Annotated in this window: 13 protein-coding genes; 8 read left to right on the top strand and 5 right to left on the bottom strand. The window is 68.6% G+C overall.

Going from position 1 to position 17,192, the window contains the following annotated elements:
- The coding region (locus MKK84_RS13070; protein ID WP_243920301.1) for a GAF domain-containing protein at positions 1-2,084 on the bottom strand (2,084 nt) is incomplete at its 3' end.
- A 119-nt stretch (positions 2,085-2,203) separates the two neighbouring features.
- On the opposite strand from MKK84_RS13070, the gene MKK84_RS35900 reads away from it, so the two are divergent.
- The 3 genes from MKK84_RS35900 to MKK84_RS35455 all read left to right on the top strand — a co-directional run bounded on the left by MKK84_RS35900 (position 2,204) and on the right by MKK84_RS35455 (position 6,191).
- Complete coding sequence (locus tag MKK84_RS35900) at positions 2,204-2,479, top strand: type II toxin-antitoxin system ParD family antitoxin (RefSeq protein ID WP_409566496.1); 276 nt, start codon at positions 2,204-2,206, stop codon at positions 2,477-2,479.
- A 66-nt stretch (positions 2,480-2,545) separates the two neighbouring features.
- The gene (locus tag MKK84_RS13065) at positions 2,546-5,536 is read left to right on the top strand and encodes a GAF domain-containing protein (RefSeq protein ID WP_243920299.1); all 2,991 of its coding nucleotides are present in this window, start codon (positions 2,546-2,548) and stop codon (positions 5,534-5,536) included.
- 526 nt (positions 5,537-6,062) lie between these two features.
- Positions 6,063-6,191 carry a hypothetical protein gene (locus MKK84_RS35455; protein WP_279599511.1) on the top strand — a complete coding sequence of 43 codons (129 nt, stop codon included), beginning with the start codon at positions 6,063-6,065 and terminating at the stop codon, positions 6,189-6,191.
- A gap of 43 nt (positions 6,192-6,234) precedes the next feature.
- Here MKK84_RS35455 and MKK84_RS13060 read toward each other — a convergent pair whose 3' ends face one another.
- Both MKK84_RS13060 and MKK84_RS13055 read right to left on the bottom strand, forming a co-directional pair.
- Positions 6,235-8,658 (bottom strand): MASE4 domain-containing protein, encoded by a 2,424-nt coding sequence (locus tag MKK84_RS13060; RefSeq protein ID WP_243920297.1) that lies wholly within the window; start codon positions 8,656-8,658, stop codon positions 6,235-6,237.
- Positions 8,659-8,869: 211 nt separating this feature from the next.
- Positions 8,870-9,028, bottom strand: a complete 159-nt coding sequence (locus MKK84_RS13055; RefSeq protein WP_243920295.1) for a DUF4113 domain-containing protein — start codon at positions 9,026-9,028, stop codon at positions 8,870-8,872.
- A gap of 521 nt (positions 9,029-9,549) precedes the next feature.
- Here MKK84_RS13055 and rnhA point away from each other — a divergent pair.
- The 3 genes from rnhA to MKK84_RS13040 all read left to right on the top strand — a co-directional run bounded on the left by rnhA (position 9,550) and on the right by MKK84_RS13040 (position 12,571).
- Entirely contained in the window at positions 9,550-10,212 is a 663-nt protein-coding gene (rnhA, locus tag MKK84_RS13050; protein ID WP_243920293.1) for a ribonuclease HI, read from the top strand.
- A gap of 53 nt (positions 10,213-10,265) precedes the next feature.
- Positions 10,266-11,420: a winged helix-turn-helix domain-containing protein gene (locus tag MKK84_RS13045; RefSeq protein WP_409566497.1), complete on the top strand. Its 1,155-nt coding sequence runs from the start codon at positions 10,266-10,268 to the stop codon at positions 11,418-11,420.
- Between the two features lie 245 nt (positions 11,421-11,665).
- Positions 11,666-12,571 carry an SDR family oxidoreductase gene (locus tag MKK84_RS13040; protein WP_243920289.1) on the top strand — a complete coding sequence of 302 codons (906 nt, stop codon included), beginning with the start codon at positions 11,666-11,668 and terminating at the stop codon, positions 12,569-12,571.
- 132 nt (positions 12,572-12,703) lie between these two features.
- On the opposite strand, the gene MKK84_RS13035 is transcribed toward MKK84_RS13040, so the two are convergent.
- Positions 12,704-13,435 (bottom strand): SDR family NAD(P)-dependent oxidoreductase, encoded by a 732-nt coding sequence (locus MKK84_RS13035; protein WP_243920287.1) that lies wholly within the window; start codon positions 13,433-13,435, stop codon positions 12,704-12,706.
- Positions 13,436-13,517: 82 nt separating this feature from the next.
- Between MKK84_RS13035 and MKK84_RS13030 the strand changes: the two genes are divergently transcribed.
- Both MKK84_RS13030 and MKK84_RS13025 read left to right on the top strand, forming a co-directional pair.
- Complete coding sequence (locus tag MKK84_RS13030) at positions 13,518-13,910, top strand: winged helix-turn-helix transcriptional regulator (protein WP_243920286.1); 393 nt, start codon at positions 13,518-13,520, stop codon at positions 13,908-13,910.
- A gap of 226 nt (positions 13,911-14,136) precedes the next feature.
- Entirely contained in the window at positions 14,137-15,645 is a 1,509-nt protein-coding gene (locus MKK84_RS13025) for a LuxR C-terminal-related transcriptional regulator (protein ID WP_243920285.1), read from the top strand.
- Between the two features lie 120 nt (positions 15,646-15,765).
- On the opposite strand, the gene MKK84_RS13020 is transcribed toward MKK84_RS13025, so the two are convergent.
- Positions 15,766-16,938, bottom strand: a complete 1,173-nt coding sequence (locus tag MKK84_RS13020) for a peptidoglycan-binding protein (RefSeq protein WP_243920284.1) — start codon at positions 16,936-16,938, stop codon at positions 15,766-15,768.
- Between the last annotated feature and the right edge of the window lie 254 nt (positions 16,939-17,192).

Here is a 17,192-nt window from a genome sequence, read left to right as displayed (position 1 = left end):
AAGGCCCGCGTGATCGAGAGGCCCAGACCGGTGCCGCCGAAACGGCGGGTCGTCGATGCGTCGGCCTGGCTGAAGCGTTCGAATAGACGCGCCTGGTGCTCGGCGCTCATTCCGATGCCGGTGTCGGCAATCCGGAAGACAAGCCACGCCTCGCCGTCGCGGTCCTCGCGTCCGGCGGACAAGGTGACCCGGCCGGCCTCGGTGAACTTGGCGGCGTTACCGAGCAGGTTGATCAGGCATTGGCGTACCTTGGTGACGTCGGTGCGCGCGTCGCCGAGATCGCCCCCAAGTTCGAGGGTCAGGGTATTACCCTTCTTCGCCACAAGGGCCTCGACGGTGGCCGCCACGTCCTGGACCACGGCTTCGACGGCGAAATCCTCCGCGTAGACCTCCATGCGCTCGGCCTCGATCTTCGAGAGGTCGAGGACGTCGTTGATCAGCCCGAGGAGGTGGCGCGCGTTCGATTCGATCTTGCGAAGGTCCGGGAGCAAGTCGCCCTGTCCGAGATCCTCCATCTCCTCCTGCAACATCTCCGAGTAGCCGATCACGGCCGAGAGCGGCGTCCGCAGCTCGTGGCTCATGTTCGCGAGGAACTCGCTCTTGGCCCGGTTGGCCTCCTCGGCGGCCAGCTTGGCGGCGGCGAGCTGGTGCTCGAATTTCTTGCGCGCGTCGATGTCCGAGACGACCACGACGCCGCCCGTTAGGTTACCCTCGGCGTCGTGCATCGGCGCCGCCGAGAAGCCGATCCAGGACCGTGTGCCGTCACCGCGAAGGTAATCGACCTCCATTTCGGCATCGACCGCCCCTACCTTGGTGACCTGCACGAGGGGCCACTCCGAGGGCGCGACCTCGCGTCCGTCCTCGTGGAAGGCGCTCCAACGGGTCGGGCCCTCGCCGGGCCGCGCCGGCAGCACGCCATGCCCGAGGATCGCCTCCACCCGGGCATTATGCCCGACGATGCGGCCCGACGGCGCCTCGGCGATGACGATGCCGACCGGCAGGTTTTCCAGCACCGCCCGCAAGGTGGCCTCGCCCGTCCGGACCGCGCGCCGCGCCTCCGCTTCGCCTGCCTCGGCAAGGCCCGCCACGACCGTGCCGGCGAACTGCCTCGCGATCCGGAGGTCCCGTCCCGAGAAGGCGTCGGGATCGCCTGACTGAAGCTTGAGCACGCCGATGGGGGCGCCGCCGCGCGACACCGGGACGTAGATGGCGGAACGCATGCCGAGCTTGGCGATCACATCACGCTTGACCCGGTGGTCCAGGAGCACGTCCGGGCACAGCACGGCCTTGCCGGTGGTCAGGGCATGCCCGGACAAGCTGCCCTGCAGCGGAAGCCGCAAGCCGACATGGGTGGCGAGCGTCCCATGCCCCGAACGGTAGACGAGCTCGTCGCCCTCCCTGAGCTCGATGACGCCTCCCTCCGCCGCGGGAACCGCCGCCATCACCCCAATGACGAGCGCTTCGAGGATCGCGTTCCGGTCGCCTGCAGCGCGAGACACGGCCGCCTGCGTCTCGATGAGGGCGTTCTGCTGCGCGATCAGGGCTTCCTGGCCAGAAAGCATTCGTTCGCGCTCGCCGATGGCGCGACGCAGTTCCATCTGGGCCATCACCTGCCCGGCGAGCGCCTTGAGGGACGCCGCTTGGTCCTCGCTCAGCCCGCCCGGACGCGGTGCGGTGTCGATCACGCAGAGCGAGCCGAGGCGTTCGCCGGTCGCGGCCTCAAGCGGGGCGCCGGCGTAGAAACGCAGGTGCGGTTCGCCGGTCACAAGCGGGTTCGCGCTCGTCCGGGCGTCGAGGGTCAGGTCCGGGATCACGAGGATGTCGGGCGCGGCGAGCACGTGGGCGCAGACCGACCGGTCGAGGGTCGTTTCACACGGGGTGAACCCCGCCTTGGCCTTGAACCATTGCCGGTCTGACGCCACGAAGCTCACCAGCGCCACGGGTGCGTCGCATAGCCTCCGGGCGAGCAGGACGATGTCGTCGAAACCCTTCTCCGGAGCGGTGTCGAGGATACCGTAGTCCTTAAGGGCGTTCAGCCGACGGGTGTCGCTGACATCCCGGGGCGTCGCGCTGGGACAATCCATCTGATCTGCATGTCTCGGCTATGTTGCGCTCGCATGCTGCTTAGCCGAAACGAAGCGCGAACGGCGGGCGTCGGACTTCACGGGATGCGGAGCCGCCCGGTTCGACGAAGGGATGCGGCTTGCCCCATGAATCCGAGGGATATACGACCGGCCCGCCCGTTGTAAGGGATTTCGGTAATCCGCGATGCCTCGTCCATGGCCCTGCGCAGGACCATCACCGTCTCGATCACGGAGGAGCAGGACGCCCTCTTGCGGGACTGCCTGCGGTCGGCCGCTACGGCAGCGTCAGCGAGATCGTACGCGCGGCCCTGCGCCTGCTCGACCGGGATGAGGCTCCGGCGCTAAGGTCCGTTCGCGCACGCGCCGACGTGGCCGAGGCTCCGCGTGATCGATAGCGGTCGATCCGCCCCGTCTCCCATGCCCAGCGGGATCCGTAGGGCCTATCCGGAAGGAAGCTCCCGATGGCCGTGATGTCCCTGTCCGACCGAGGCGCGACGCCGCGTATCCGCACGCCCCTGCAGGACAATGTCGCCGCGCGGCTCGGCGTGCTCCCGAACTTCTTCTGCACCGCCGCTTCGGCGCCGGGGCTGATCGACCGGCTCTGGGACTTCGCGCGCTCGGCCTACTTCGACAGCCCGCTGCCGTCGCTGTTCAAGGAACGGTTGTTCGTCCACCTCTCCCGCTTCTGCGAGGTGCGGTACTGCATCGTCCGCCACGTCGGTTTCCTCGTCGGGCACGGTTACCCGGCGGGCGATGCCGAATGCGAGCCGCAGACAATCGCCCAGGCCGTGGCGATGCTACGCCGGCCCATCCCGGGAGAGGCCGGGTTCGAGCGGGCGATGGCGCGCCTGGAGGCCGAGGCGCCCACCGAGGGCATGCCGTCGCCCGGGAGCCAGCGCGAGGCCGACCTGTTCGACGCGCTGACCGTGATCTTCCTCGAACCGCTGCGGTCGCTTCCCGCCCGCCGGGTCGTCGGCCATGCCTTCGGCGAGGCCAACCTTGAGATGCTCACCGCCTTCCTCGCCTTCGTCCGGACGGCGCACTACTGGACCGAGACGCACCCCGAGCTTGAGATCGAGCCGGACATGCTCGCGCTGATGTCCGAGCACGGCGACCTCGCGCACCTCCTCCTCGATCAGTCCGAGGCCGAACGGACGTGGTCACCGATGGAGCGTGCCCGGCTGCTCACGGCCCTCGCCGCCCGGGAGACCCAGCAGGACCTGCTGCTCGGGCTCATCCAGGCCCAACGCGAGACGGATGATCCGGCACGGATCCGGGAACTCGCGACCGAGGCGGTCGGACGGCATCTCGGCGCAGGCGTGGCGGGCTTCGTCACGGTCGACAGCGAACATGCTCCGTCGCTTACGGCTTGCTGGACCGACGGCCAGCCGGTCCTGCTCGCCCTGCCGGAGGCATGCGCCACAACCCTTCGGGCCGGGCGCGTCGCCGCCGTCGCCGATACGTCGGATGGCTCGGACCCGGCCGGCAACGCGGCGGAAGGGGGTGTCCGAGCTCTCCTCGCCGTTCCGATGATGCGTGATGGCGTGCTCGAAGGCGGGATCGTCGTCGGGCAAGGCGTCGTGCGGGAATGGACCGAGGCCGAGATCGGCCTGGTCCGGGACGTCGCCACCCGGACGTGGAACGCCGTCGAGCGTGCCCAGGCCGGGAACGCCCTGCGCGACCTGAACGAAACCCTGGAAGCCCGCATCGCCACCGCCCTGGCCGACCAGCGGGTCACGGAGGACGCCCTGCGCCAGGCCCAGAAGATGGAGGCGGTCGGGCAGTTGACCGGGGGCGTCGCGCACGACTTCAACAACCTGCTGACCATCGTCCGCTCCTCGGTCGACTTCCTGCGCCGGCCCGACCTCCCGGAGGCCCGCAAGACCCGCTACCTCGACGCGGTCTCGGACACGGTCGACCGGGCCGCCAGGCTCACCAGCCAGTTGCTGGCCTTCGCCCGGCGCCAGACCCTGAACCCGGAGGTGTTCGACGTCGGCGAGCGTCTGCGCGCCGTGGCGGACATGCTCGATACCGTCACCGGCGCTCGCATCCGCATCGAGACGGTCATCCCGGATGGGTCATGCTCCGTCCGGGCGGACCGAAGCCAGTTCGAGACCGCCCTGGTAAACATGGCCGTCAACGCCCGCGACGCGATGGACGGCGAGGGAACACTGAGGCTGGAGGTCCGATGCGGATGCCCGTTGCCGCCGCTGCGCGGCCACGCGGGATCCGAGGCGACGTTCGTTGCCCTGTCGGTCACCGACGAGGGCGTCGGCATCGCCCCCGAGCTGGTCGAGCGGATCTTCGAGCCGTTCTACACCACGAAGGACGTCGGCAAGGGCACCGGGCTCGGCCTGTCGCAGGTGTTCGGCTTCACCAAGCAATCCGGCGGCGACGTGGCCGTGTCCAGCGAGGTCGGGCGCGGGACCACCTTCACCCTCTACCTTCCCGAGGTGGAGCCAAAGGTGACCGGCGAGCAAGTCCCGGAATCGGTCGAAAGACAGGTTCCCATCGCCGACGGCCAGCGCGTCTTGGTGGTCGAGGACAACATCGAGGTCGGGCGCTTCTGTACCCAGATCCTGGAGGACCTCGGCTACGCGACGACCTGGGCGGCGAACGCCGAGGAGGCTCTCGACCGTCTCGGCACGGACGGGGCCGGCTTCCAGGCGGTGTTCTCCGACGTGGTGATGCCGGGGATGGGCGGGCTCGAACTCGCCCGTTGCCTGCGGACCCGCCTGCCCGGCATGCCGGTCGTGCTCGCGTCCGGATACAGCCACGTGCTGTCCCAGGACGACGCCCACGGCTTCGAGGTCATGCACAAGCCCTACTCGGCCGAGCAGATCGGTCGCGTCCTCCGTCGCGTGATCCGCGAACCCGCCGTCGCGGCCGGACCGAAGGCGGAGGCGGCGACGCTTCCGACGCCCGTTCCCCCGCCCGACGCCGACGGGGACCGGACGGCGCTGCTGGCACGGTATCGCATCCTCGACAGCGGCCCGGAGGCGGTCTTCGACGGGGTGGTGATGCTGGCCAGGACGCTGTGTGCCGCGCCCGTGGCGTTGATCAGTTTCGTCGATTCCAACCGGCAGTGGTTCAAGGCACGCTCGGGCTTCAACCACTGCCAGACCGACCTCCGTTCGTCGGTCTGCTCCCATGCCATCAGGCAGCGCACGCCGCTGGTCATCCCGGATCTGACAAGGGACGAGCGAACCCGTCGCAACCCCCTGGTGACCGGCGAACCCCACATCCGGTTCTACGCGGGAGCCCCGCTTCTGACGCCGGAGGGCGAGGCGCTCGGCAGCCTCTGCGTCATAGACGAGGTCCCGCGACCGGAGGGGCTATCCCCGGAGCAATCGGAAGGGCTGCAGGCTTTGGCCGCGCAGGTCATGGCCCAGCTCGAACTCCGTCGGGCCCTGGCGGAACGCGACGCGGCGGGCGGCTCGCCCCGGGGCTAGCCAGTCGGTGACGACCGCCAAGCCGTGAAGTCGTTATCCGGCCCGCGCCTACGGTAGCCCCCGCGACATGTTCCTGGACGTGACCTGCTGGTGGATCACGCCCAGAGACAGCTTCGGACCCCACCCAGGGGGTAAACCTCCTCATCCGTGACGAATGCTATCCCTAACCCCGGGGCTTGGGGGAAACGCGTCGGAACGATACGTCGGGCGCAGGCGGCAGGACGGTGGCGACCAAGGCCATGACTTGCCCGACGGAGCTATTGCACGGTCCGATAGGCCCCCGTCGGCAACCGCCGAGACACTGGAAACCAGCCGCATGCAGTCAGGGGTAGGTGGCCGTGGGACCGGATCGACCGACGCCGTTCGGGTCGGCATCCGCAGGACGACGGACCCGGCTCACGGCATGGGAAGCGACGCGGAACAGGATGCGCGACGGGTCACACAGCTTGATGCATCGCCTGCCAGACGAGGTTGTCGGCCGCGAGATCCACGCCGGCGCCCTCGCGGACCTGGCGGAGGTAGGCCCATGGACATGCACGTCCCGATCCTGTGGGCGCTCGCCCGTGGCCAGCGCATCCGCGCCATGGGGTTGCGCGGTTCGGCGGCCGCTCTGCTCCATCAGGGAGGGCTCGGCGGACGGCCTGTCCGGGGCTGACCGGCGCCTCGCATGGTCGAGGCATCGGTCTCCGCGCCATCGCTCAGCCCATGACGACTCTGAGCTTGCTCGCGAGTTCTTCCCGCCGGTAGGGCTTGCTCAGCAACGGGAGGTCGGCGGGGACCGCTTGCTCGTCGAGCGCGGTGCCGGTGTAGCCGGACGTCAGCAGCACGCGCAGTCCGGGGCGCAGCCGCCGGGCCTGCACCGACAGCTGGACCCCGTTCATGCCGCCCGGCATTACTACGTCCGAGAACAGGATGTCGATGCGCTCCGTCCCGCCCAGTCGTTCGAGGGCCTCGGCCCCCTGGGTCGCGGTCAGCGTCCGGTAGCCGAGCTCGCCGAGGCTCTCGACCGCCATCTCTAGGACGGCCGGCTCGTCCTCGACCACCAGCACCACCTCGCCGGATGCCGCCCGCCTCAGCGGCAGGGCGTTGTCGTGCCGGATCTGTTCGACCGCCTTCCCGGCGGAGCGCGGCAGGTACAGCTCCACGGTGGTACCCCCGCCGGGTTCGCTCTTGATCTGCGCGTGGCCGCCCGCCTGCCGCACGAAGCCGTAGACCTGGCTCAGGCCGAGGCCCGTGCCCTTGCCGACATCCTTGGTCGTAAAGAACGGCTCGAAGGCGCGGGTGCGCGTGGCCGCATCCATGCCCTGGCCCGTGTCGGTGACCGAGACGAGCACGTAGGCACCCGGGCGCAGGTCCGGCCGGTCGGGGATCTCCACGGCGTCGAGGTGCCCGTTGCAGCTCTTCACCGTCAGGACGCCGCCGCCCGGCATCGCGTCGCGGGCGTTGACAGCGAGGTTCAGTACCGCGCTCTCGAACTGGCCCGGGTCGAGCCGCACGGGGTCGAGGCTGGCGTCGAGGTCGAACCGGACCTCGACGGTCTCGCCGACGGCGCGTTTCAGGAGGGCGTGGAAGTCCTTGAGCAGCCGGTTCGGGTTGACGGTCTCGGGGCGCAGCACTTGGCGCCGCGAGAACGACAGCAGCTTCTCGGTCACCTCGGCCCCGCGTCGCGCCGCCGTCATCGCCGACGTGGCCAGCCGCTCGACGCGCTGCGGGTTGTCGGGCTTGCGCACGATCATGTCGAGGTTGCCGACGATGATGGTCAGCAGGTTGTTGAAGTCATGCGCCACGCCCCCGGTCAGCTGGCCGATCGCCTCCATCTTGTGGGCCTGGTTGAGGCGCTCCTCGGCCTCGCGCTGGCGCGTAGTGTCCATGACGACGCCCGCCATCGAGCGTGGTCGGCCATCCTCGTCTCGGTAAACCTTGCCCCGGACCGTGACCGAGCGGACCGCCCCGTCCCCGGCCCGCCGGATGCGGCAGTCGAAGTCCAGGAGCCCCGTGCCGATTGCGGCGTCGAACGCCGTCCGGACCGCGTCGCGGTCCTCAGGGTCCACGTGGCCGAGGAAAGTCTCGACGTCCCAGGACGCCACCGGCTCGCCGTGGCCGAAGATCGCGTCGTGCCGGGGCGAGCGACGCGAGGTGTCGCCACGGAGGTCGAGCTCCCAGTCGCCCATCTCGGCCGCGTCCAGCGCCAGGGCGAGGCTTTCCCGCGCGCGCTGCAGTTCCGCCCGTCTCGCCTCGCGGTCCTCTGCGGCGGCCTCGGCCTGGGCGTACAGAAAGTCGACCTCGCGCAGGTAGACGCCGAGGAGGAGAAATCCGGCCACGAGCGCCTCAAGCCGCCCGGCGAACCATCCGACCGTGCCGCGGGCCGCCCCCAGCATGGTCACGGCGTTGTCGAACGCCAGGAGCAGCAGGGAGACCGCGAGCCAGAGCTGGAGCACGGTGCGCAGGCGGGTCCTCCAGCACAGGGCCGCCAGGGCGAGCAGGGTCAGGGCCACGATCCCGGGCCCGACGCCCGAGGTTGTGAGCAGCCGGTAATCGTCGCCTTCGACGCTCTTGGGTAGGAGGTGGACATAGCAGGTCGCCGCGACGCCGGTGAGCGCGGCCGCCGCGACGGTCCCGGCCACCGCGAGCAGGCCGATCCGACCGGCGCGCGCGACGCTCGGAGACCTTTGCGGCCGCTCCTTCCCCTCCAGGACGGCGTAGGCCAGCGCGAAGAGCGGTGGGCCTAGGTGCCAGAAGGACCAGAGCCAGGTCGTCGTGTCCGGGCCGTCGCCGACCAGGCGACCCGGCGCCAGGACGTTCGGGAAGGACAACATCTGCAGGAGGACGACGAGCGTCACGTAGAGGCTGCCAGTCCCGAGCACGAGCAGCGCCGCCGAGCGGATGCGGCGGTACTGGGCGAGGAACAGGTAGGTCGTCAGCCCGTAGACCGCGACGAGCGCCGACTGGTGGACCGGCAGGAAAGCGGGCATTGCCGGCATCGGCTGCGAGGCCATCGGCAGGAGCGCGAGCGTCACGGCCCCGAAAACGAGGCTGACGGCGACGGCCAGCAGTCGCTGCCGCTTTCCGGCCCGGGCGGTCGCAAGGGTTGCCAGTACCGGGGTCGCCGCGACCGCGCTCATCGTCTGCTCCGTGGCGAAGCGCGAAGGCTGGCCATCCCGGCTAGTCGCTCGCGTGGTTCTCGAAGGTGTCGCGACGTCGCGGCGCAGCTACCCTTGACCCAAGCACCGAGGCGCCGCTGAGGTTCCGGCCTGGACGCCTTCTTGCACGTGCCCTGCTTGACCGGCGGCGGGCCGAGGCATCGCGGCCACATCCCTCGGTTCGACGGCCTTCCTACGCCGCCACCACCGGGATCTCGTCCAGGCGCGTCGTGTATCGTGGCGAGCGCATCTCGAACTTCGTGGACCATTTACGCGCCGGCGCGAACCCCGCGGCCGCCGGGACGACCGCCCCGCGCCCGAAGCACCTGTTGCAGGCGTCGAGCGCCGCCATCAGCGCGGCCCCTGCTCGCGATTGATCTGGCCGAGCCCGGGCATCACCCGCTGGGAGGTGTGGAGCGGCAGGAACTCCGTCGTGAACATACTGGCCTTCGACTAGCGGAAACTGTCCCGCCAAGTCTTCCGGGCGCCGTGCAGGGCGGCCTTCACCATTACCAGGTTGTCGTTGCTGACCTTGGCCATCCCGGGCAAATGCTCGTTGTCTAGCTTCGCGTCTGCGGCCATGTCCGCTTCTGGAAATGACTGATGACGTGCCAAATGGTTAAAATGGGCGCATCACTGCGATGATCGCGGTGGGATGTACGTCCGCTTTATAGAATTGCGCGGCCGCGCTTAGATGACTGCACTGGGTCGGTAGGAGACCGGCCGCTTTCTCGGTCGGATTGTTCCGTAGAGGTCATTCTGCCGAGCTCTGGCGGAGACGGTCGAGGTCCGGCAAGAGGGTCCGGCGGACATCGGCTCGGGCATCCGTGCGCCGTCCCGTCCGAACACCCAGACCCAAGGACCGACACCAGGATGCGAACGATCGTCTATGCTGATGGAGGCTGCGACCCCAACCCCGGGCCGGGCGGCTGGGGGGTCGTCGTCGCGGCTCCCGACGGCACGGTCGAGCTGTGCGGTGGGGATCCCGGCACCACGACCAACAACCGCATGGAATTGATGGCCGCGATCAAGGGGCTCGAACACTTCCCGGCCGGAGCCGCCATCGAGATGCGGTGTGACAGCCAGTACGTCGTTAAATCCATCACCGAATGGATGCGGGGGTGGAAGGCGAAGGGTTGGCGCACGACGACGGGCGAGGTGAAGAACGTCGACCTCATGAAGCGTCTCGACGAACTGAACGCCGCGCGCGACGTGAAGTGGACCTGGGTCCGGGGCCATGCCGGCGACCGTTTGAACGAGCGCGCCGACGCCCTCGTCCACCGGGGGCGCAGCGAGGCGAAGCTCGGCAAGGCGGAATCGCGGACGAGCGCCGCGCCCGTGACGTCCCCCACCGCCGCGCCGGCTCTGCCGAGCCAAGGTGCCGAGCTCCGCGTCGATCTTGCGCTCGGCCTACGGATCACCCGGGCCGCCAAGGCCGCAGGCGTTACGCCCGATGCTCTGGTCGACGAGGCGATCCGCTTCTACCTCGATATCGGTCCGAACGAGGTCGCCCGCCTGCGATCGAGCCGGGCGTAGCGGGAAAGACCAAAGGCGGCGATGCCCGATCATTCGCGCATGGGAGAGCGGCGCTGACCGACGAGCTATCCGTATCGGAGGCTCGCCGCATCGCGCTGACCTCGCAGGGCCTCGCCATGCGGTCGCGACCGCCCGCGGTGGCCGTCCCGCGGATGCGCCGCGAGATCGGACGCCTGGGACTGCTCCAGATCGACAGCGTGAACGTCCTGGTCCGTGCCCACTACATGCCGCTGTTTTCGCGCCTGGGGCCGTACGATCGCGGCACGCTCGACGCTTTGGCGATCGCCAGCTCGAACTGCTTCTTCGAGTACTGGGGCCACGAGGCGTCCCTCCTGCCGATCGAGGTCCACCCCCTCCTGCGTTGGCGCATGGATCGCGCCCGCGAGGGACGGGACGTCTGGAGCCGTCTCGAACCGTTCGCGCGCGAGCGACGGCCGGAGGCGGAGGCCCTGCTTTCCCGCATCGAACGGGAGGGACCGCTGGCGGCGTCCGACGTCTCAGGTCCGAAGGCCTTCAAGGGCATGTGGAACTGGAGCGACGCCAAGCACGCGCTTGAATGGCTCTTTTGGGCGGGCCTGGTCGCGTCGACTCATCGCCGGGGCAGCTTCGAACGCGTCTACGATCTGCCGGAGCGCGTGCTGCCCCGGTCCGTCCTCGCCCGGCCGATCCCGGACCCGGTGAACGCCCGGCGCGAGCTCGTTGCGCGATCGGCGAAGGCGCTCGGCGTTGCGACTGCGAACGACCTGCGCGACTACTTCCGCCTCTCGCCGGCCGATGCCCGCCTACCCATCGAGCAGCTCGTCGAGGAGGGCGTCCTCGTTCCGGTGACCGTCCGCGGATGGCGGCAACAGGCCTATCTCCACAAGGATGCGCGGGTCGGGCGCGGCCCCGGGGGTACCGCCCTTCTCTCGCCGTTCGATCCGCTCGTCTGGCATCGCCCCCGGGCCGAGAGGTTGTTCGGGTTCCGGTACCGGCTGGAGATCTACACGCCGGCGCACAAGCGCGAACACGGCTACTATGTGCTGCCGTTCCTCATGGACGGCGCGCTCGTCGCCCGGGTCGACCTGAAGGCGGACCGCAAGACCGGCGTGCTGATCGTGCTGCAGGCGCATCTCGAATCGGCGGCGCCGGCGGACACGATGGAGCGGTTGCTCGCGGAGCTGCACTCGATGGCGACTTGGCTCGGCCTGTCCGAGGTCGTCGTCTGACCGGAGTAGGATCCGGCGGGCCTCTGCTCGTCGAGAGACCGAACGGCCGGCGGTACGGCGATCGGTAGGTCGCCATTCCTTCCGTACATCCGAGGTCGGAAGCCATGTCTCGGTCGGATGGGCGACATGCCGATGGTTGACCGGGGTGGAAAGGAACATCCTCCGGTCGGGTCGGATTTGGACCCACTCAACCACGACCGGCGCGATGACCGCGAAGGTCTCGTGCTGCCATCTCAGGACAACCGATGTCGAACCCCGCCGACAAGCGCCTCGCGATGCAGGATCCGCGCACGCAGTACCCGCAGCCGCCGTTCAAGCGGCAGCCGCAAAAGGCGCCGGGGCTCGCCCAGGCGATGGACCCGAAGCCCGATCATGGCGAGACCAGCTACAGGGGGCACGGCCGCCTCGAAGGGCGCAAGGCTCTCGTGACGGGTGCGGACTCCGGCATCGGACGGGCCGCGGCCATCGCGTTCGCCCGCGAGGGTGCCGACGTGGCGCTCAGCTTCGTCGAGGACGAGATGCCCGATGCACAGGAGGTCGCCAAGCTGATCGAGGCGGAGGGCCGCAAGGCCGTGCTGCTGCCGGGCGACATCACCGACAAGGCGTTCTGCGACATGCTCGTGAAGAAGGCCGTCGCCGACCTGGGCGGTCTCGACATCCTGGTCAACAACGCCGGCAAGCAGACGAACCAGAAGGACATCGGCGACATCACGGACGAGCAGTTCGACCGGACGCTGAAGACCAACCTCTACGCGATGTTCTGGATCACGAAGGCCGCGCTGCCGCACATGCCCGCCGGGGCCTCCATCATCAATACGGCTTCGGTCGTGGCCTACAACCCGCCGCAGATCCTGGTCGACTACGCCACCACCAAGGCCGGCATCGTCGCCTTCTCGAAGGCGCTGGCGAAGCAGCAGATCGCCAAGGGCATCCGCGTGAACGCGGTGGCGCCGGGCCCGTTCTGGACGGCGCTGCAGCCGTCGGGCGGCCAGCCGCAGGAGGCGGTGGAGAAGTTCGGCTCCGAGGTGCCGCTCGGCCGTCCCGGCCAGCCGGTGGAACTCGCGCCGGTCTACGTGTTCCTGGCAAGCCAGGAGGCGAGCTACGTGACGGGCGAGGTCTACGGGGCGACCGGCGGAAACGGCACGGCCTGATCGTCACCACATGATGTCGACCGGCCGCCTTCTCCGGATGGAGGGAGGGGATCGGCCGACGGATCGGTGCGCCTGCCCGGTTCGGACATGCAAACCGGCGGAAGCGGGCAGGCGGAAACCGACGTCGAGCGGCTAGATCTGGCGCATCCCGCCGTCGACGCAGAGTTCGGCACCCGCGACGAAGCTCGCCTCGTCGCTCAGCAGGAACAGCGTGGCTGCGGCCACCTCCTCCGGGCGCGCCATGCGACCGAGGGGGATCGGCGCGATCAGCGCGGCCCGTCCCTCTTCCGGCACGCTCGCCATCATGGCGGTATCGGTCGGGCCGGGAGCCACCACGTTCACGCGGATGCCCTGCGGGGCCAGTTCGGCAGTCCAAGTGCGCGCGTAGGAGCGAAGCGCCGCCTTCGTCGCGGCGTAGGTGCCGTAGGGCGTCACTCCCATGACGTCGGCGATCGACCCCATCAGCACGACGGACCCACCCCGTCCCATCGCGCCCAGGGCAGCCTGCAACCCGAAGACGGCCCCGCGGACGTTGACCGCGAAGTGCCGGTCGAAATGCTCAGGCGTCCCGTCGCGCAGCGTCGCCGGTTCCGAGATGCCGGCGTTGAGCACCAGCGCGTCGATCCGGCCATGCGTCTCCCGCACCGTCTCCACGACACGGTGCAGATCCTCCTGGAGGGCCGAGTCCGCGACGAGACCCCGCGCACCGCGCCCGATCCTCGCGGCGGCTGCCTCGACCTCGTCGGCGCGCCGTCCCGTGAGGACGACCGACGCGCCCTCGACCGCCAGCCGTTCGGCGACCGCGAGGCCGATGCCCTTCGCCCCGCCGACCACGAGAGCGACCTTGTCCACCATCTGAGCCATCGCCGTATCCCTTCAGCTGCGATGACATCTCAGATACCGATCATATACCTGCTATCAAGAACGCACTTAGGTTAGCCTAGATATGGTCGACAATACCGATCTCGATGCCGCCTCCAAGTGCGCGCTGGCCAACATGGCGCGGGTCCGCCCGGTGCTGGACAAGATCGCCGACAAGTGGACGATCCTGATCCTCACGGTGCTCTGCCCGCAGCCGGCACGGTTCAAGGCGATCAAGCGTCGGCTCGACGGCATCACGCACAAGGCGCTGGCGGACGCGTTGAAGCGGCTGGAGCGCAACGGTCTGGTGACCCGGACGGTGCTCCCGACCGCCCCTATCGGCGTCGAGTACGCGATCACGCCGATGGGTCATTCGCTGCGTCAGCCGTTCGAGGCGCTGTGCGCGTGGGCCCTCGACAACGGTGCGGCGATGGAAGTGGCCAACCACGAGCACGACAGCACCAAGACGAAGCAATGAGACTGCGTCTGCTTTCGGGCAGTGGTCGATGGAAGCGGACATGGCCTCTGTGCCCGCTCACGACCCATTGCAGAAGGCCGGAATGTCCGCTTCCAGGCGGTACGGGAGCTGAGCTGGACCCAGGATCGGCTCGCGGTGTTCACACAGGTTATAGAGGTCCTTCGCAGGGTCCGAGTAACAGTTCTTCGCTGACGAGTGCCTGATCGCTCAGCGCCGGGGAACTCCGATGCTCAACCAAGAGCAGATGATGAAGCGCCAGCGGGTGCTGGCCGATTTCGGCGAGTTCGCCCTGCGCAGCGAAAACCTCGACGAGGTGCTGACCGAAGCCTGCCGTCTCGTCGCCCAGGCTCTCGGCACTACTCACGCCAAAGTCCTAGAGATCCAAGGGGACAATCAAAGTCTGCTCGTGCGGGCCGGCGTTGGCTGGGATCCGGGCGTCGTTGGTCGGCTACACATACCCATGAGAGAGCACTCCTCCGAGACCTTCGCGATCAAGGAAGGCAAGCCGGTCATCACGCAGGACATTCGCAGGGAGGAGCGCTTCGAAGTCCCCGAGTTCATGACGGAGGCCCGGGTCATCGCGTTCGTCAACGCGCCGATCTTCCTGCCGGGCAAGAAGCCCTACGGCTTGCTCCAGGTGGACGCGGCCGAACCGCGCGACTTTGGCAACGAGGATACCGAGTTCCTGCGCACCTACGCCATCATCCTGGGACCGGTGATCGACCGCCTGCACAAGGTGGGCGACCTGCGCGAGAGCGAGGACCGCTTCCGGCGCTTCGCCGAGCATTCGGCCAACGTGCTCTGGGTCGCCGATTTAGAGAGTGGGCAGCTCGACTACCTCAGCCCGGCCTTCGCACGCGTCTGGGGCATGCCCGCTGAGGACAGGTTAGACCTCGCAGGTTGGCTCGCCAGCGTCCACCCGGAGGACCGCGACACCGCTAAGCAGGCGCTGGCGCGCGTGAGCGGTGGCGAGACATTCGTATTGGAATACCGCATTCTGCGTGCCTCGGATGAGGCGGTGCGCCGTATCCGAGACACCTTCTTCCCGATCCCGGGCATTGACGGGGACATCCGGTCCGCGGGCGGGATCGCACAGGACGTCACCGTCGACACTGGCCTGCGCGCCTACGTGGTCGCGGCCGGGGATATCGCACGACGTGGCTTAGTCAGCACTCTGCAGGCCGCAGGCTACGAGGTGCGCACCTTTCAGAGCGGTCAGGCCCTTCTGAAGTTGATGGGTTCGCTAATACCGGGCTGCATCGTGTTCAACCTGGAGGAAGCTGGCGACCTAGTTGTCGCAAACGAGTTGAGGGCGGCACGCGCGCACCTGCCCGTGGTGGCGATCGGCGCGAGCGGTGGCGATGTGGGCTTCGGGGTCCGCGTGATGAAGGCAGGAGCGGTCGATTTCCTCGACGCCCCTTTGGAACCAGCGGCGCTGCTGTTCGCAGTCAAGACGGCGCTCGCCGCGATCCACGCCGAGGCGCAGCGGTCGCGGGGCCGCGACGAAGCCCATGCCCGGATCTCGGCGCTTTCCGCACGCGAGCGTGAGGTGCTGGAGGGCTTGCTCGCAGGAGGTACCAACAAGACCATCGCCCGCACGATGGGGCTGAGCCCGCGCACGGTGGAAATTCACCGGGCTCGGGTGATGGAGTCACTGGGTGTCCACACCCTGCCCGAGGCTGTCCTCATCGCGACGGCAGCCGGGGTGCGCCCCGCTGGTCTGGACAGCGACTAGGTCGCGCAGGCGGTACCGCCTCACGGACCCGAGCAAGCGCCTGCCCGGCATAAAGACCGGGCAGGCTATGGCTACGGCGGAACGCAAACCCGCTGTCTCGGCTCGGCTCGGAAGCTTAGGCTATCGCGTGCCTGAGGCGCTCTGTGCGTCGCCGCCAGCCTGTCCGGCAGGAGCGTTGGCCTTCGCAGAGTTGCCGTCCGCTGCGCCCTGGGCGGATGCGCCCGGCTTACCCGAGGAGACGGTCCCCGTTGTCTGTGGATTGGGGTTGCCCGGCACGTTCGCATTCGTCGTCATGCCGCCCATGAACTCGCCGCGCTGCCAGCGCGGCATGCCAATCGAGGCCAGCAAGTTCGTGGTCAGCGTGCCGGTCGGCTCGATCCCTTGTGCTTGCTGGAAGTGGGTCGCGGCGACGGTCGTATCGTTGTTCCAGTTGCCGTCGAGATGGCCAGCCGCATAGCCGCGCTGGTTCAGCACTTGCTGGATCTGGCGCACGCCGTCGGAATTCATGTAGATCGGCTCTCCAGGGCTGTCCGTGCGCTCCACGGCGATGCGCTGATTGTCGACCTGCCGATCACCGCCCGGCCCGGCCGCCTGCGATGGTTGTGGCCGCGCCACGTTGGCAGCCTGCGGGCCGGTGCCGTGACCAGCCGAGAAGATCGGATCGGTCAAGCCGAGCGCGGCGATGAGGCCGACCTCCAGCCGTCCCGTCGGCTCCAATCCGTGCACCCTCTGATAGCTGCGCGCGGCCTGCACGGTCGCCGATCCCCAACGGCCATCCACCTGTCCGGTGTTCCAGCCCTGCTGGTTCAGAGCCTGCTGGATCTGCCTGACGCCGGCCGGGCTGACATAGAGCGGGGTGCCGCGGCTATCCGCGTGCTCGACGACGATGCGCTGATTGTCGGCCTGCTTGGTCCCCTGATCTCCGCCTTGGCTACCGCCTTGCGCGCCCGTGTTGCCGGTGATGATGTCCTGGTCGAGCCCGAGACCATAGACGAGGGGGATGGTGAGCGTGCCCGTCGGCTCCATGTTCTGCGCCTGCTGGAAGCTGTGCGCCGCCGCTGAGGTCTGAGAGTTCCAGCGCCCGTCGACACTGCCCGTGCTATAGCCTTTCTGGGTCAACGCCTGCTGGATCTGCCGTACGCCTGCCGAGCTGACGTAGATCTGGGTGCCCTGCCCGTCCGCCTGATCCTGGGTGACGCGCTGGTTGCTGGCAGCCGATTGCTGTGCATGTGCGTAACCACCGACCAACGCTGAGATTACCGTGCTGGCAAGGAAGATGTGCTTCAATGTCATTATGTACTCCTGCTAGGGACATCGGGACGAATTGGGCCGACCGGCACACGTTTCCGCCGGACGATCCCCTAGGGATTTTCCCTGTGAGCAGATTCCTTAGGCTGGGAGAGGACTTAGCAGGCTGCTGCAAAAGTCGCTGGCGGCTTGTCTGGTGAGATGATTCACTCTGTCGGGGAGATCGGCGGGGTTTGAGCGATGCGCGGGCGTGAAGAGGGATCGGCCAACCTGTTCAGCTACGTCCGGCTTGAGGACCG

Origin of the sequence: Methylobacterium sp. E-065, assembly GCF_022829605.1 — a bacterium.
In the GTDB taxonomy this organism is placed as follows: domain Bacteria; phylum Pseudomonadota; class Alphaproteobacteria; order Rhizobiales; family Beijerinckiaceae; genus Methylobacterium.
The sequence above is the reverse complement of the archived record's forward strand: the minus strand, read 5'-3'. Positions and strand labels throughout refer to the sequence as shown.

Bases quoted from the DNA above. Each gene is read 5' to 3' on its own strand.
- MKK84_RS13060 (WP_243920297.1), bottom strand. From the start codon at position 8,658: ATGAGCGCGGTCGCGGCGACCCCGGTACTGGCAACCCTTGCGACCGCC.
- MKK84_RS35455 (WP_279599511.1), top strand. From the start codon at position 6,063: ATGGACATGCACGTCCCGATCCTGTGGGCGCTCGCCCGTGGCCAGCGC.
- MKK84_RS13040 (WP_243920289.1), top strand. From the start codon at position 11,666: ATGTCGAACCCCGCCGACAAGCGCCTCGCGATGCAGGATCCGCGCACG.
- MKK84_RS13020 (WP_243920284.1), bottom strand. From the start codon at position 16,938: ATGACATTGAAGCACATCTTCCTTGCCAGCACGGTAATCTCAGCGTTG.
- MKK84_RS13055 (WP_243920295.1), bottom strand. From the start codon at position 9,028: ATGGCGGCGCTCGACGCCTGCAACAGGTGCTTCGGGCGCGGGGCGGTC.
- MKK84_RS13035 (WP_243920287.1), bottom strand. From the start codon at position 13,435: ATGGCTCAGATGGTGGACAAGGTCGCTCTCGTGGTCGGCGGGGCGAAG.
- MKK84_RS13030 (WP_243920286.1), top strand. From the start codon at position 13,518: ATGGTCGACAATACCGATCTCGATGCCGCCTCCAAGTGCGCGCTGGCC.
- rnhA (WP_243920293.1), top strand. From the start codon at position 9,550: ATGCGAACGATCGTCTATGCTGATGGAGGCTGCGACCCCAACCCCGGG.
- MKK84_RS13065 (WP_243920299.1), top strand. From the start codon at position 2,546: ATGGCCGTGATGTCCCTGTCCGACCGAGGCGCGACGCCGCGTATCCGC.
- MKK84_RS13025 (WP_243920285.1), top strand. From the start codon at position 14,137: ATGCTCAACCAAGAGCAGATGATGAAGCGCCAGCGGGTGCTGGCCGAT.